General features: G+C 54.6%; 14 protein-coding genes. 11 read left to right on the forward strand and 3 right to left on the reverse strand.

The genetic code is table 11. From position 1 onward, the window contains the following. Position 1: 1 nt before the first annotated feature. The 3 genes from leuB to leuL form a co-directional block, all read right to left on the reverse strand. On the reverse strand, positions 2-1093 hold the full coding sequence (leuB, locus tag GVO84_RS03675) for a 3-isopropylmalate dehydrogenase (RefSeq protein WP_159515509.1): 1092 nt from the start codon (positions 1091-1093) through the stop codon (positions 2-4). Further along, entirely contained in the window at positions 1093-2664 is a 1572-nt protein-coding gene (gene leuA / locus GVO84_RS03680; RefSeq protein WP_024907451.1) for a 2-isopropylmalate synthase, read from the reverse strand. The genes leuB and leuA overlap by 1 nt, the downstream gene beginning before the upstream one ends. Positions 2665-2755: 91 nt before the next feature. Next, positions 2756-2842 (reverse strand): leu operon leader peptide, encoded by an 87-nt coding sequence (leuL, locus tag GVO84_RS03685; protein ID WP_071787438.1) that lies wholly within the window; start codon positions 2840-2842, stop codon positions 2756-2758. Positions 2843-3430: 588 nt separating this feature from the next. On the opposite strand from leuL, the gene leuO reads away from it, so the two are divergent. The 11 genes from leuO (at position 3431) to mraY (ending at position 16230) form a co-directional block, all read left to right on the forward strand. After that, the gene (gene leuO, locus GVO84_RS03690; RefSeq protein WP_306432148.1) at positions 3431-4393 is read left to right on the forward strand and encodes a transcriptional regulator LeuO; all 963 of its coding nucleotides are present in this window, start codon (positions 3431-3433) and stop codon (positions 4391-4393) included. 380 nt (positions 4394-4773) lie between these two features. After that, the gene (gene ilvI, locus GVO84_RS03695) at positions 4774-6498 is read left to right on the forward strand and encodes an acetolactate synthase 3 large subunit (protein WP_159515510.1); all 1725 of its coding nucleotides are present in this window, start codon (positions 4774-4776) and stop codon (positions 6496-6498) included. 1 nt (position 6499) lies between these two features. Next, positions 6500-6991 (forward strand): acetolactate synthase small subunit, encoded by a 492-nt coding sequence (gene ilvN, locus GVO84_RS03700; RefSeq protein ID WP_023310389.1) that lies wholly within the window; start codon positions 6500-6502, stop codon positions 6989-6991. Between the two features lie 179 nt (positions 6992-7170). Then, positions 7171-8178 carry a catabolite repressor/activator gene (gene cra, locus GVO84_RS03705; RefSeq protein ID WP_008501993.1) on the forward strand — a complete coding sequence of 336 codons (1008 nt, stop codon included), beginning with the start codon at positions 7171-7173 and terminating at the stop codon, positions 8176-8178. 600 nt (positions 8179-8778) lie between these two features. Beyond that, a complete protein-coding gene (gene mraZ / locus GVO84_RS03710; protein WP_032642561.1) occupies positions 8779-9237 on the forward strand; it encodes a division/cell wall cluster transcriptional repressor MraZ in 459 nt (152 codons plus the stop codon). A gap of 2 nt (positions 9238-9239) precedes the next feature. Further along, entirely contained in the window at positions 9240-10181 is a 942-nt protein-coding gene (rsmH, locus tag GVO84_RS03715; protein WP_021240527.1) for a 16S rRNA (cytosine(1402)-N(4))-methyltransferase RsmH, read from the forward strand. Then, a complete protein-coding gene (gene ftsL / locus GVO84_RS03720) occupies positions 10178-10543 on the forward strand; it encodes a cell division protein FtsL (protein ID WP_008501989.1) in 366 nt (121 codons plus the stop codon). The genes rsmH and ftsL overlap by 4 nt, the downstream gene beginning before the upstream one ends. A 15-nt stretch (positions 10544-10558) precedes the next feature. Next, a complete protein-coding gene (locus tag GVO84_RS03725) occupies positions 10559-12325 on the forward strand; it encodes a peptidoglycan glycosyltransferase FtsI (RefSeq protein ID WP_159515511.1) in 1767 nt (588 codons plus the stop codon). Next, positions 12312-13799, forward strand: a complete 1488-nt coding sequence (murE, locus tag GVO84_RS03730; protein WP_159515512.1) for a UDP-N-acetylmuramoyl-L-alanyl-D-glutamate--2,6-diaminopimelate ligase — start codon at positions 12312-12314, stop codon at positions 13797-13799. Before GVO84_RS03725 ends, murE begins: the two co-directional genes overlap by 14 nt. Next, entirely contained in the window at positions 13796-15154 is a 1359-nt protein-coding gene (gene murF, locus GVO84_RS03735; protein WP_159515513.1) for a UDP-N-acetylmuramoyl-tripeptide--D-alanyl-D-alanine ligase, read from the forward strand. The genes murE and murF overlap by 4 nt, the downstream gene beginning before the upstream one ends. After that, positions 15148-16230, forward strand: a complete 1083-nt coding sequence (mraY, locus tag GVO84_RS03740; RefSeq protein ID WP_008501985.1) for a phospho-N-acetylmuramoyl-pentapeptide-transferase — start codon at positions 15148-15150, stop codon at positions 16228-16230. The genes murF and mraY overlap by 7 nt, the downstream gene beginning before the upstream one ends. Position 16231: the final 1 nt, after the last annotated feature.

Here is a 16231-nt window from a genome sequence, read left to right on the forward strand (position 1 = left end):
ATTACACCCCTTCAGCGACATAGCGGGCAATAATGTCGCCCATTTCATCGGTACTGACTGCCACCGTGCCGCGAGCTAAATCGCCGGTACGGACGCCTTCTTCTAACGCCCGGTTAATGGCGTTCTCAATTGCGGTTGCCGCATCGCCTGCATCCAGGCTGTAGCGCAGCAGCAGGGCCAGGGAGAGGATCTGCGCAATCGGGTTGGCAATGTTCTTGCCTGCGATATCCGGCGCGGAGCCGCCCGCAGGCTCGTACAGGCCAAAGCCTTCTTCATTCAGGCTTGCGGAGGGCAGCATGCCCATGGAGCCGGTGATCATCGCGCACTCGTCAGAGAGGATATCGCCGAACAGGTTGGAGCACAGCAGCACGTCAAACTGGGACGGATCCTTAATCAGCTGCATGGTCGCGTTGTCGATGTACATGTGCGACAGCGCGACGTCCGGGTACTGCTTAGCCACTTCACTGACGATCTCGCGCCACAAAATGGAAGACTGCAGCACGTTCGCTTTATCAATGGAGGTCACTTTATGGCGGCGTTTGCGCGCCGACTCGAACGCGATATGGGCGATACGTTCGATTTCGAAACGGTGATACACCTCGGTGTCGAACGCTTTCTCGTGTTGTCCGCTGCCTTCGCGCCCTTTTGGCTGACCGAAATAGATCCCGCCGGTCAGTTCACGCACGCACAGAATGTCGAAACCGTTGGCGGCGATATCCGCGCGCAGCGGGCAGAACTCTTCCAGACCCTGATACAGCTTCGCCGGACGCAGGTTGCTGAACAGCTTGAAATGTTTACGCAGCGGCAGCAGCGCGCCGCGCTCTGGCTGCTCTGCCGGCGGCAGGTGTTCCCATTTCGGGCCACCGACGGAACCAAACAGGACGGCATCGGCATTTTCGCAGCCTTCCACGGTCGCTTTCGGCAGTGGCGTACCGTGGTTATCAATCGCAATACCGCCCACGTCGTAGTGGCTGGTGGTGATTTTCATCGCAAAACGCGCGCGAACGGCTTCCAGTACTTTCAGCGCCTGTGCCATCACTTCCGGACCAATACCGTCGCCCGGTAACACAGCAATATGGTAATTCTTCGACATTACACGGTTTCCTTGTTGTTCTCTTTATTCTGAGCTTTGCGTTGCAACTCTTTTTCGACTTCGGCGGCGCGCCAGATGTTGTTCAGAACGTGCACCATCGCTTTCGCGGAGGATTCAACGATATCGGTCGCCAGGCCCACGCCATGGAAGCGGCGGCCATTGTGGGTAACAACAATGTCGACCTGACCCAGTGCATCTTTGCCGTGGCCCTTGGCCGTCAGGTCATACTTCACCAGCTCAACGTCGTACTCGGTGACGCGGTTAATTGCCTGGTAGATGGCATCGACAGGGCCGTTACCGTTCGCGGCCTCTGCTTTAATTTCATCACCGCAGGCCAGTTTGACCGAGGCGGTGGCGATGTTGCTGGAGCCGGACTGCACGTTGAAGTAATCCAGACGGAAGTGCTCTGGCTCTTCCTGCTGCTTGTTAATAAAGGCCAGCGCTTCCAGGTCATAGTCGAACACCTGACCTTTTTTGTCGGCCAGCTTCAGGAATGCGTCGTACAGCTGATCCATGTTGTAATCGCTGTCCTTGTAACCCATCTCTTCCATACGGTGCTTAACCGCCGCGCGGCCGGAACGGGAGGTCAGGTTCAGCTGCACCTGATTCAGGCCGATAGATTCCGGGGTCATGATTTCGTAGTTTTCGCGGTTCTTCAGGACGCCATCCTGGTGAATACCGGAGGAGTGTGCGAAGGCGCCAGTGCCGACAATCGCTTTGTTAGCCGGAATGGGCATGTTGCAAATCTGGCTGACGGTCTGGCTGGTGCGCCAGATTTCGTTGTGATTGATGCGGGTGTGCACGTCCATGATGTCTTTGCGCACTTTGATCGCCATGATCACTTCTTCCAGCGAACAGTTGCCCGCGCGTTCGCCGATACCGTTCATCGCGCCTTCAACCTGACGCGCCCCGGCGTGGACGGCGGCGATGGCATTGCCCACGGCCAGACCCAAATCATCGTGGGTGTGAACGGAGATAATTGCTTTATCAATATTCGGTACGCGGTCATACAGGCCGGTGATGATGTTAGAGAACTCAAACGGCATGGTGTAGCCGACGGTGTCCGGGATGTTAATGGTTTTCGCGCCCGCGTTGATGGCGGCTTCCACAACGCGCGCCAGGTCTTCGATTGGCGTACGGCCCGCATCTTCACAGGAGAATTCAACGTCATCGGTATAGTTGCGTGCGCGCTTAACCATATAGACTGCGCGCTCAATCACCTCATCCAGCGTGCTGCGCAGCTTGGTTGCGATGTGCATAGGCGAGGTCGCAATAAAGGTGTGGATACGGAACGCTTCGGCGACTTTCAATGACTCGGCGGCAACGTCGATGTCTTTCTCTACGCAGCGCGCCAGGGCACACACGCGGCTGTTTTTAATGGTGCGAGCGATAGTCTGGACGGATTCGAAATCACCCGGAGACGAGACCGGGAAACCGACCTCCATCACGTCGACACCCATACGTTCGAGAGCCAGCGCGATCTGCAGTTTCTCTTTTACACTCAGGCTTGCCTGTAATGCCTGTTCACCGTCACGTAAAGTAGTATCGAAAATAATGACTTGCTGGCTCATGGGTTAGGTCCTTGTCAGTCTTAGGGCGCCTTGCTACGAGCATAAAAAAACCCGCGCAGTGGCGCGGGTTTTTAGTCTTACTGGTGACGATTCAACGCTGAATTTCGCCCGCCAGTCTACCGCGCACAGTGAATGCGTTTAGTAGTAGTAGACCGGTGAAACGAATGGTGCGAATCATGAATCGTGCTCCGTTAAATTCAATATGCTTTTAGTGGTACTGGATACGGCCGTTCATGTCAACCCCTGACGATGAAAACGGACCCGACAGACGGAATCTACCGGGTATTCACTTTAGCTAATTGTGCTGGTTTTAGCTTTCGCGACCCGACTAATTGTCTAATTTTGGACTTAAGAAAAGAGTTGCAGAAATAAATAAATATAATTGTTTAAAATGAGTGAAATGTACTGAAGAGGAGGCCTTCTGATTAAAAGGTTTTGATATCATTAAGTTATAAATGCTGTGAATCTATTCCATAATGCTAAAAAGCGAACAGAGATAACAGGTTGTTAACTAACTGTAGGGCGATAGCAATAACAGTTTAATAATACTTAAGTCATCATTAACCTGATGCCAATTGTATATTTGTTTGGTTTATGGTTTCATTCAAATCCTAAAGTCAAACATATCATTCGCGTTCATTAATTTTCGTTTATATAGAGTCTTTATATATTCCGAATTTTAAATAATTCTCTTTCGCTGATCGTATTTGCATGATAAATCATATTTTTCGAGATTATTACCGTACGATGGCAAAGGGAGTGTAGCGTGACAGTGGAGTCAGAAGTGTCAGAAAATAATATTAAACAACCTCAAGCTACTGATGGGATTAAACCGCAGTTACGCACGGTGGATCTTAATCTTCTGACGGTGTTTGATGCTGTCATGCAGGAACAGAATATCACCCGCGCGGCCCAAACGCTGGGGATGTCGCAACCTGCCGTGAGTAATGCCGTTGCCAGACTTAAGGTCATGTTTAACGACGAATTATTTGTTCGCTACGGGAGAGGGATCCAGCCTACGGCGCGCGCATTCCAGCTGTTTGGCTCCATCCGCCAGGCGTTGCAACTGGTCCAGAACGAGCTGCCGGGCTCGGGCTTTGAACCCTTAAGCAGCGAGCGCGTATTCCATCTTTGCGTCTGTAGCCCACTGGATAATTATTTAACGTCGATTATTTATAATAAAGTTGAAGAGATCGCACCCAATATCAATCTTGTTTTTAAATCATCCCTGAATCAAAACACCGAACATCAGTTACGCTATCAGGAAATCGAATTCGTTCTGGGATATGAAGAGTTTCGTCGTCCAGAATTTTCCTGCGTGCCGCTGTTTAAAGATGAAATGGTTCTGGTCGCCAGTAAAAAGCATCCGCGCCTGAATTCTCCGCTGCGAGAAAGCGATGTTTATAACGAGCAACACGCCGTTGTAGCACTCGACAGATATGCGTCCTTTAGCCTGCCGTGGTATGACACTGCGGATAAACAGGCGAGCGTGGCTTATCAGGGCATGGCCATGGTCAGCGTATTAAACGTGGTCTCCCAGACGCAGCTGGTGGCGATTGCACCGCGCTGGCTGGCAGAAGAGTTTTCTGACCCTTTAAATCTGCAAATTTTGCCTCTGCCGCTCAAGTTAAATAGCCGTACCTGTTATCTTTCCTGGCATGAAGCGGCGGGCCGGGATAAAGGACATCAGTGGATGGAAGAGCTGCTGGTTGGCATCTGTCGCCGGTAAACGCATCAGGGTAAATCGCATTGGTTTATGTGATTTATCCTGAGTTCTTTTAGATAATTGCTATTTTGTTCTGCGGTGCTTTTTTTCAGGCTGCTCTGCGGCACGCAAAAATAGATGATTTCCTGCATTGTCGCGCTTTTCAGTGATGATTTATCACCCCATCCTCTATTCCCAGAGGAATTAACCATATCTTCAGTTAACGGCTGCTTTTTCTGCTTTACGCGCCGTTTATCTCCCCGGGTTTGCTAATTGCCTGCCTCATAACGAGCGGTTAAGGTAAAGAACACTCTGCAAAATATAAGATTGGTCTATCCCAATCGTAAGACGGTGCGGAAATGAATTCGGCAGTCCGTCTATAACAAAATGCCTGGAGGCAAAGCATGGAGATGTTGTCTGGCGCGGAAATGGTCGTTCGGTCGCTGATCGATCAGGGCGTAAAGCAAGTGTTCGGCTACCCTGGCGGTGCGGTCCTCGATATTTATGATGCGCTGCATACGGTAGGGGGCATTGACCATGTTCTGGTACGTCACGAGCAGGCGGCGGTGCACATGGCTGACGGCCTGGCGCGTGCGACGGGTGAAGTGGGCGTGGTGTTAGTCACGTCCGGCCCCGGCGCGACAAACGCCATTACCGGCATTGCGACGGCCTATATGGACTCTATCCCGCTGGTGATCCTCTCCGGGCAGGTGGCAACCTCACTGATTGGCTACGATGCGTTTCAGGAGTGCGACATGGTCGGGATTTCGCGTCCCGTTGTGAAGCACAGCTTCCTGGTCAAGCAAACAGAAGACATTCCCGGCGTACTGAAAAAAGCCTTCTGGCTGGCGGCGAGCGGACGTCCCGGACCGGTGGTGGTTGATCTGCCTAAAGATATCCTGAACCCGGCAAACAAGCTGCCCTATGTCTGGCCGGAGTCGGTCAGCATGCGCTCTTATAACCCAACAACGCAGGGGCATAAAGGCCAGATCAAGCGAGCGTTGCAAACGCTGCTGGCAGCCAAAAAACCGGTGGTCTATGTTGGTGGCGGGGCGATCAACTCCGCCTGCGAAGTTCAGCTTCGTGAACTGATTGAAAAGCTTAACCTTCCCGTTGCGTCATCACTGATGGGGCTGGGGGCGTTTCCTGCCACCCATCGTCAGGCGCTGGGGATGCTGGGTATGCACGGTACCTATGAAGCCAACATGACGATGCATCATTCCGATGTCATCTTTGCCGTTGGCGTGCGCTTTGACGATCGCACCACCAACAACCTGGCGAAGTATTGCCCGAACGCCACCGTGTTGCACATTGATATCGATCCAACGTCAATTTCAAAAACGGTGTCGGCTGATGTGCCGATCGTCGGCGATGCCCGTCAGGTTCTGGAGCAAATGCTGGACCTGCTGGCCCAGGAGAGTGCAACCCAGCCGCTGGATGAGATCCGCGACTGGTGGCAGCAGATTGAACAGTGGCGCGCGCGCCAGTGCCTGAAATATGACACGCAGAGTGAAAACATTAAGCCGCAGGCGGTCATTGAAGCGGTGTGGCGACTGACGAAAGGTGAGGCGTACGTGACCTCAGACGTGGGGCAGCACCAGATGTTTGCCGCCCTCTATTACCCGTTTGATAAACCGCGACACTGGATCAACTCCGGTGGTTTAGGAACGATGGGCTTTGGTCTGCCTGCCGCGCTGGGCGTGAAGCTGGCGCTGCCGAATGAAACCGTCGTCTGCGTGACGGGAGATGGCAGTATTCAGATGAACATTCAGGAGCTGTCTACCGCCCTGCAGTATGAACTGCCGGTACTGGTGCTGAACCTGAATAACGGCTATCTCGGTATGGTGAAGCAATGGCAGGATATGATCTACTCTGGCCGTCATTCTCAGTCCTACATGAAATCGCTGCCGGACTTTGTTCGTCTTGCTGAAGCTTACGGCCATGTAGGCATGCGGGTGACCGATCCGGCCGAGCTGGAAACGAAGCTCGCACAGGCGCTTGAGCACGTTAAAAACAACCGCCTCGTCTTTATGGATGTGATTGTTGATGGAACCGAGCACGTTTATCCGATGCATATTCGTGGTGGTGGTATGGATGAAATGTGGTTAAGCAAAACGGAGAGAACCTGATATGCGCCGGATATTATCTGTTTTACTGGAAAACGAGTCTGGCGCACTGTCGCGCGTCATTGGCCTTTTTGCGCAGCGCGGCTATAACATTGAAAGCCTGACTGTCGCCCCGACGGAAGACCCCACGCTGTCGCGCATGACGATCCAAACCGTCGGCGATGCCAAAGTGCTTGAGCAGATTGAGAAACAGCTGCATAAGCTGGTCGATGTACTGCGCGTGAGCGAGCTGGGGCAGGGAGCCTATGTTGAGCGTGAGGTCATGCTGGTGAAAATCCAGGCCAGCGGCTACGGGCGTGATGAGGTCAAACGCAATGCGGATATTTTCCGCGGACAGATTATCGACGTCACGCCTTCTCTTTATACGGTTCAGCTGGTCGGGACAAGCGACAAGCTGGATGCTTTCCTGGCGTCCGTGCGGGACGTCGCAAAAATTGTCGAGGTGGCGAGATCGGGTGTAGTAGGTCTGTCACGCGGCGAGAAAATCATGCGTTAGTTGTCAAAAAGGTTCGCCTCTTTCTGCCCGGTCACCAAAGCCGGGCTTTTTTTTGCGTAATCAGCCGACAACGCAGATAAAAGCGGTTGCCGCGAAGGCTTTTCTGCGTTTAGATGTTAAAAGATTTAACCATAACCTTGACAGGGCCATGGACTCTTTTCTTTTTTTAAGGGGCAATTGTGAAACTGGATGAAATCGCCCGGCTAGCCGGCGTGTCACGAACAACGGCCAGCTATGTGATTAACGGTAAAGCAAAGCAGTACCGTGTCAGCGACAAGACCGTTGAAAAAGTTATGGCGGTCGTTCGTGAGCATAACTACCATCCGAATGCTGTCGCAGCCGGTCTGCGTGCCGGGCGAACCCGCTCTATTGGTCTGGTGATCCCTGACCTGGAAAACACCAGCTATACCCGTATCGCCAACTATCTTGAACGTCAGGCGCGCCAGCGCGGCTATCAATTGCTGATTGCCTGCTCGGAAGACCAGCCCGACAACGAGATGCGCTGCATTGAGCATCTTCTCCAGCGCCAGGTGGATGCCATCATCGTGTCGACCTCCCTGCCGCCAGAGCATCCGTTCTACCAGCGCTGGGCGAACGACCCGTTCCCAATCGTTGCGCTGGATCGCGCGCTCGATCGCGAGCATTTCACCAGCGTCGTGGGTGCGGATCAGGATGATGCAGAAATGCTGGCTGCAGAGCTGAGAACATTCCCCGCTGAAACGGTGCTGTATCTTGGCGCGCTGCCCGAGCTCTCCGTGAGCTTCCTGCGTGAGCAGGGGTTCAGAACCGCCTGGAAAGACGATCCGCGCGAGGTCCACTACCTCTATGCCAATAGCTACGAGCGTGAAGCCGCGGCGCAGCTGTTCGAGAAATGGCTGGAAACGCATCCGATGCCTCAGGCGCTGTTCACCACGTCCTTCGCGCTGTTGCAGGGCGTCATGGATGTGACCTTACGCCGTGAAGGTAAACTGCCTTCCGACCTGGCGATTGCCACGTTCGGGGATAACGAGCTGCTCGACTTCCTCCAGTGCCCGGTGCTGGCGGTAGCACAGCGTCACCGCGATGTGGCTGAACGCGTGCTTGAGATTGTGCTGGCAAGCCTGGATGAGCCGCGCAAGCCGAAGCCGGGCCTGACGCGTATCAAACGTAATCTCTACCATCGCGGAATTTTAAGCCGCCAAAAATGAAATGACCGGGGCGGCGAAATCTGCCCCATTTTGCTGCGATAATTCGTGCAGATAATTCCCGGAGAGAAATTAGGATAATTCTTGAGGGATCCTAATCACCTATTTTTCTTAATTCATTCTGGCTTTTAAATTGTTCTTTTAAAGAACGTCTGAGCGATTTTAAACGGCATTCTTTGTATTACTTTGTTACAAACCCTCTTCGGTCGATGAATATTCAGACGTTTTTCCTCCTCCTTTGCCAGCTTACGTGGCAACCGCCGCGCTTACCGGGTGCCTGGATGAATCTGGCGCTGTTATCCCCTGAGAATCTGTCATAAAATGCTGCCCGCGTCGCAAACTGACACTTTATATTTATCTGCGATGATATTGAGTGAGCTTTAACGCTAGTGTGCATATTCGGTTTTTTTCTTACAAATATTCATAACGTTAATTTTGCCTCGCCAGTTGTGCAGTTATTAACCAGGACTGTTTATCTCTGTAAATAGAGGGCTTTCGAGTCCTTATAGGGAGAGTCCTGGCTTGACAAGCTTTTCCCTCGCTCCGTAAACTCCTTTAGGTGGGAATTTGTGGGTTAAAGTGGTGAGGAGGGGTGAGACTGGCATGTTCCGTGGAGCTACGTTAGTCAATCTCGACAGCAAAGGGCGTTTATCGGTACCAACCCGATACCGCGATCGGCTGATTGAGAACGCTGCGGGTCAAATGGTTTGCACCATTGACATTAACTCCCCCTGCCTGCTGCTTTACCCCTTGCCCGAATGGGAAATTATTGAGCAAAAGCTGTCGCGACTGTCGAGCATGAACCCGCAGGAACGCCGCGTGCAGCGTTTGTTATTGGGACATGCCAGTGAATGTCAGATGGATAACGCAGGGCGATTACTGATTGCCCCTGTGTTGCGGCAACATGCCGGTCTGACCAAAGAAGTGATGCTGGTCGGGCAGTTCAACAAGTTTGAACTGTGGGATGAAACGACCTGGTATCAACAGGTCAAGGAAGATATCGACGCTGAGCAGTCTGATTCCGCGACATTATCGGAACGGCTGCAGGACTTGTCTCTATAAATATGATGGAAAATTATAAACATAAAACGGTGTTACTGGACGAAGCCGTTAACGGCCTGAATATTCGTCCGGATGGCATCTACATTGATGGCACGTTTGGTCGCGGTGGTCACTCGCGTTTGATTCTCTCCCAGCTTGGAGAGGAAGGACGCCTGCTGGCAATCGATCGCGATCCGCAGGCTATTGCCGTTGCACAGACCATCAATGACCCACGCTTTTCCATCGTGCATGGACCTTTCTCTGCGCTCGCGGATTATGTCGCTGAGCGCGGCCTGACGGGCAAGATCGACGGGATTCTTCTCGATCTTGGCGTCTCTTCACCTCAACTTGATGATGCTGAACGTGGTTTCTCCTTTATGCGTGACGGTCCGCTGGACATGCGGATGGACCCGACGCGCGGTCAGTCTGCCGCTGAGTGGTTACAGACCGCTGACGAAGCCGATATTGCATGGGTCATCAAAACGTTCGGCGAAGAGCGCTTTGGCAAACGTATTGCGCGCGCCATCGTTGAGCGCAATCGCATTGAGCCGATGACCCGCACCAAAGAGTTGGCCGAAGTGATCGCGGCGGCGACACCGGTGAAGGATAAGCACAAACATCCCGCGACCCGTACCTTCCAGGCGGTTCGCATCTGGGTAAACAGTGAACTGGAGGAAATAGAGCTGGCGCTAAAAAGCTCGCTCGACGTGCTGGCCCCGGGTGGGCGGTTATCCATCATCAGCTTCCATTCGCTGGAAGACCGTATTGTGAAACGCTTTATGCGTGAACAAAGCCGCGGTCCACAAGTGCCAGCGGGGCTGCCGATGACGGAAGAACAACTCAGGAAGCTGGGTGGCCGTCAGTTGCGAGCATTAGGCAAGTTGATGCCGGGCGAAGAAGAAGTGGCAGAGAATCCACGCGCCCGTAGTTCAGTGCTGCGTGTTGCAGAGAGGACGAACGCATGATCGGCAGAGTGACAGAGACCCTAAGCAAAGTTAAGGATTCGTTAGGAAGCAACGAGCGCCATGCCTTGCCTGGCGTGATCGGCGACGATCTTTTGCGGTTTGGGAAACTGCCACTCTGTCTGTTCATTTGCATCATTGTCACGGCAGTTACGGTGGTGACCACCGCCCACCATACGCGTTTATTGACTGCGCAACGCGAGCAGATGGTACTGGAACGCGATGCGCTGGATATTGAATGGCGAAATTTGATCCTTGAAGAAAACGCGCTCGGCGATCACAGCCGGGTTGAACGGATCGCAACGGAAAAGCTGCAGCTGCAGCATGTTGATCCTTCGCAGGAAAATATCGTAGTACAAAAATAAGGGAAAACGCGACGCATGAAAGCAGCGGCAAAAACGCTAAAACCAAAACGTCAGGAAGAACAGGCCAACTTTATCAGTTGGCGTTTTGCGTTGCTTTGCGGCTGCATTTTACTGGCGCTGGGTTTCCTGCTGGGACGCGTGGCCTGGCTACAAATCGTCGCCCCTGACATGCTGGTACGCCAGGGCGATATGCGCTCTCTGCGCGTCCAGGAAGTGTCGACATCTCGTGGGATGATCACCGACCGCTCGGGTCGTCCGCTGGCGGTGAGCGTGCCGGTGAAGGCTATCTGGGCCGATCCGAAAGAACTGCATGATGCTGGCGGTATCACGCTTGATAACCGCTGGAAGGCGCTTGCGGACGCGCTGAACATGCCGCTGGACCAGTTAGCATCACGCGTGAATACCAACCCGAGAGGGCGTTTTATCTATCTGGCGCGTCAGGTGAACCCTGACATGGCGGACTACATCAAGAAGTTGAAGCTGCCGGGGATCCACCTGCGTGAAGAATCGCGCCGTTACTATCCATCCGGCGAAGTGACCGCTCACCTCATTGGTTTCACCAACGTGGATAGCCAGGGGATTGAGGGCGTTGAAAAAAGCTTTGATAAATGGCTGACCGGCCAGCCCGGCGAGCGCATTGTGCGTAAAGACCGCTACGGTCGCGTGATCGAGGATATTTCCTCAACGGACAGCCAGGCCGCACACAACCTTGCGCTGAGTATCGATGAGCGCTTACAGGCGCTGGTTTACCGCGAGCTGAACAACGCCGTGGCCTTTAACAAAGCGGAATCGGGCAGTGCCGTGTTAGTTGATGTCAGCACGGGTGAAGTGCTGGCGATGGCCAATAGCCCGTCCTACAACCCTAACAATCTTACCGGTACGCAGAAGGATGTTATGCGTAACCGCACCATCACCGACGTGTTCGAACCGGGTTCGACCGTTAAGCCGATGGTGGTCATGACTGCACTTCAGCGCGGTATCGTCAATGAAAACACCGTACTGAATACCATTCCTTACCGAATTAACGGTCACGAAATCAAAGACGTGGCGCGCTACAGCGAATTGACCCTGACCGGGGTGTTACAGAAGTCGAGTAACGTCGGTGTTTCAAAGCTGGCGTTAGCGATGCCGTCCTCAGCGTTAGTAGAGACTTACTCACGTTTTGGGCTTGGAAAGGCGACCAATTTGGGGTTGGTCGGAGAACGCAGTGGCTTATATCCTCAAAAACAACGGTGGTCTGACATAGAGAGGGCCACCTTCTCTTTCGGCTACGGGCTAATGGTGACACCGTTACAGTTAGCGCGAGTCTACGCAACGATCGGCAGCTATGGCGTTTATCGTCCGCTGTCGATTACCAAAGTTGATCCACCGGTTCCCGGCGAGCGTATTTTCCCGGAATCGACCGTCCGTACTGTTGTTCATATGATGGAAAGCGTGGCGCTGCCCGGCGGCGGCGGCGTGAAGGCGGCAATCAAAGGTTATCGCATCGCCATCAAGACCGGTACGGCGAAAAAAGTGGGGCCGGACGGCCGCTATATCAACAAATACATTGCCTATACCGCAGGCGTTGCGCCTGCAAGCAATCCGCGTTTTGCGCTGGTGGTCGTGATAAACGATCCACAGGCGGGTAAATACTACGGCGGCGCCGTCTCCGCGCCTGTGTTCGGGGCTATCATGGGCGGCGTGTTACGCACCATGAACATTGAACCGGATGCGCTGGCGACGGGCGAAAAAAGTGAATTTGTAATTAATCAAGGCGAGGGTACAGGTGGCAGATCGTAATTTGCGCGACCTTCTCGCTCCGTGGGTGCCAAATGCACCGGAGCGAGCACTGCGAGAGATGGTACTGGACAGCCGCGTGGCTGCTTCTGGCGATCTTTTTGTGGCGGTGGTCGGTCATCAGGCGGACGGGCGTCGTTATATCCCGCAGGCGATTGCGCAAGGTGTGGCTGCCATTATTGCTGAGGCGAAAGATGAGGCAACCGACGGTGAGATCCGTGAAATGCACGGTGTGCCGGTTATCTATCTCAGCCAGTTGAACGAGCGTCTTTCCGCGCTGGCGGGACGTTTTTATCACGAACCTTCCGACCAGCTGCGCCTGGTTGGCGTGACGGGTACCAACGGTAAAACCACCACCACGCAGCTGATGGCGCAGTGGGCTCAGCTGCTGGGTGAAACCGGTGCGGTGATGGGGACCGTGGGTAACGGCCTGCTGGGCAAAGTGAGCCCGACGGAAAACACCACCGGCTCGGCGGTAGACGTACAGCACGTGCTTGCCGGTCTGGCAGGGCAGGGGGCAACCTTTGCTGCAATGGAAGTCTCTTCGCACGGTCTGGTACAGCACCGCGTCGCGGCGCTGAAATTTGCCGCTTCAGTGTTTACCAATCTGAGTCGCGATCATCTTGATTATCATGGTGATATGGAGCATTACGAAGCCGCGAAATGGCTGCTGTTCTCTACTCACCATTACGGACAAGCCATCATCAACGCCGACGACGAAGTGGGCCGCCGCTGGCTGGCGAAGCTGCCGGATGCGGTTGCGGTGTCGATGGAAGACCATATCAATCCGAACTGCCACGGCCGCTGGCTGAAGGCGGTTGCGGTGAATTACCACGACAGCGGGGCGACAATCCGCTTTGCCTCTTCCTGGGGTGAAGGCGAAATTGAAAGCCGCCTGATGGGCGCCTTTAACGTCAGCAACCTGCTGCTGGCGCTGGCAACGCTGCTGGCGCTGGGTTATCCGATGGCTGACCTGCTGAAAACCTCAGCGCGTCTGCAGCCGGTTTGCGGCCGTATGGAAGTGTTTAGCGCGCCGGGCAAGCCGACCGTTGTGGTTGATTATGCCCACACACCGGATGCACTGGAAAAAGCGCTGGAGGCGGCGCGCCTGCACTGCACAGGGAAGCTCTGGTGCGTGTTTGGCTGCGGCGGCGATCGCGATAAAGGCAAACGCCCGCTGATGGGGGCTATTGCCGAGCAGTTCGCAGATATTCCGGTAGTCACCGATGACAACCCGCGTACGGAAGAGCCGCGCGCCATCATCAATGACATTCTGGCGGGCATGCTGGACGCGGGCCGCGCTCGCGTGGTGGAAGGCCGTGCGGAAGCTGTGACGAACACCATCATGCAGGCGCGGGAGAATGATGTTGTCCTGCTGGCGGGTAAAGGCCATGAAGATTATCAGATCGTTGGCAACCGCCGTCTGGACTACTCGGACCGCGTAACGGCAGCGCGTCTGCTGGGAGTCGTGGCATGATTAGCATCACCTTAAGCCAGGCCGCTGCCATCCTGCAGGGCGACCTGTACGGGCAAGACCTGACGATTGATGCCGTAACGACGGACACCCGCAAAATCACCGCAGGCTGTCTGTTTGTGGCGCTGAAAGGCGAGCGTTTTGACGCGCATGATTTTGCTGAACAGGCCAAAGAGAACGGCGCCGGTGCGCTGCTGGTCAGCCGCAAGCTTGATATCGATCTGCCGCAAATGGTGGTGAAAGATACGCGTCTCGCGTTCGGTGAACTGGCCGCCTGGGTTCGTCAGCAGGTCCCTACGCGCGTTGTCGCCTTGACCGGATCATCAGGCAAGACGTCGGTGAAAGAGATGACGGCGGCGATCCTCAGCCAGTGCGGCAATACGCTTTATACCGCGGGCAACCTCAATAATGACATCGGCGTGCCGATGACATTACTCCGCCTGACCAAAGAACATGAGTTTGCGGTGATCGAGTTAGGAGCAAACCACCAGGGCGAAATCGCCTGGACCGTGAGCCTGACTCGCCCGGAAGCCGCGCTGGTGAATAACCTCGCGGCTGCGCATCTGGAAGGCTTTGGCTCGCTGGAAGGCGTAGCGAAAGCCAAAGGTGAGATTTACACCGGTCTGCCGGATGACGGTATCGCCATCCTGAACGCCGACAACAACGACTGGCTGAACTGGCAGAGCATCATTGGTTCGCGTAAAACCTGGCGCTTCTCGCCGAATGCGGCAAACAGTGATTTTACCGCGACCAATATCCATGTGACGTCGCACGGCACAGAGTTCACCCTCACCACCCCAACGGGTGGCGTCGATGTGCTGCTGCCACTGCCGGGTCGCCATAACATCGCCAATGCGCTTGCGGCGGCGGCGCTGTCGACGGCGGTGGGCGCGTCGCATGAAGCGATTAAAACCGGGCTGGCGAACCTGAAAGCCGTACCGGGACGCCTGTTCCCGATTCAGCTTTCGGAAAACAAGCTGCTGCTGGATGACTCCTACAACGCGAACGTTGGCTCGATGACGGCGGCGGTGCAGGTGTTATCTGAAATGCCGGGCTATCGCATCATGGTGGTTGGCGATATGGCCGAGCTGGGCGACGAAAGCGAAGCCTGCCATACCCAGGTCGGTGAAGCGGCGAAAGCGGCGGGGCTGGACTGCGTGCTGAGCGCAGGAAAACTGAGCCAGGCAATTAGCCATGCCAGCGGCGTTGGCGAGCATTTTGCTGACAAAACCGCGTTGATAGAGCGCCTTAAGGCGCTGATGACAGAAAAACAAATTGTGACTGTGTTAGTGAAAGGTTCACGTAGTGCCGCCATGGAAGAGGTTGTGCACGCATTACAGGAGAACGGGACATGTTAGTTTGGCTGGCCGAACATTTGGTCAAATATTATTCAGGCTTTAACGTCTTTTCCTATCTGACGTTTCGCGCCATCGTCAGCCTGCTGACTGCGCTGTTCATCTCGCTGTGGATGGGCCCGCGCATGATTGCCCGTCTGCAAAAACTCTCTTTCGGCCAGGTTGTACGTAACGACGGTCCGGAATCGCACTTCAGCAAGCGCGGCACGCCGACCATGGGCGGGATCATGATCCTGACCGCCATCGTCGTTTCCGTGCTGCTGTGGGCGTATCCCTCCAACCCGTACGTCTGGTGCGTTCTGACGGTACTGGTGGGTTACGGGATCATCGGTTTTGTGGATGATTACCGCAAAGTCGTTCGTAAAGATACTAAGGGCCTGATCGCGCGCTGGAAATATTTCTGGATGTCGGTGATCGCGCTGGGCGTGGCCTTCGCGCTGTATCTGGCCGGGAAAGACACGCCAGCCACCGAGCTGGTCGTGCCGTTCTTTAAGGACGTGATGCCACAGCTGGGGCTGTTCTACATCCTGCTGGCCTACTTTGTGATTGTCGGTACCGGCAACGCCGTTAACCTGACCGACGGTCTGGATGGCCTGGCCATTATGCCAACCGTCTTTGTGGCCGCCGGTTTTGCGCTGGTGGCATGGGCGACCGGTAACATGAACTTTGCGAACTACCTGCACATCCCTTATCTGCGCCACGCGGGTGAGCTGGTGATCGTCTGTACGGCGATAGTCGGCGCGGGGCTGGGCTTCCTGTGGTTCAACACGTATCCGGCGCAGGTCTTTATGGGTGACGTCGGTTCTCTGGCTTTGGGCGGTGCGCTCGGCATTATCGCCGTACTGCTGCGTCAGGAGTTCCTGCTGGTGATCATGGGCGGCGTGTTTGTGGTTGAAACCCTGTCGGTGATTTTGCAGGTCGGTTCCTTCAAGCTGCGCGGTCAGCGCATCTTCCGTATGGCGCCGATTCACCACCACTATGAACTGAAAGGCTGGCCGGAGCCGCGCGTGATTGTGCGCTTCTGGATTATTTCGCTGATGCTGGTGCTGATTGGCCTGGCAACGCTGAAGGTACGTTAAT

It is taken from the genome of Enterobacter sp. SM3 (genome assembly GCF_009811935.2).
GTDB lineage: Bacteria > Pseudomonadota > Gammaproteobacteria > Enterobacterales > Enterobacteriaceae > Enterobacter > Enterobacter asburiae_D.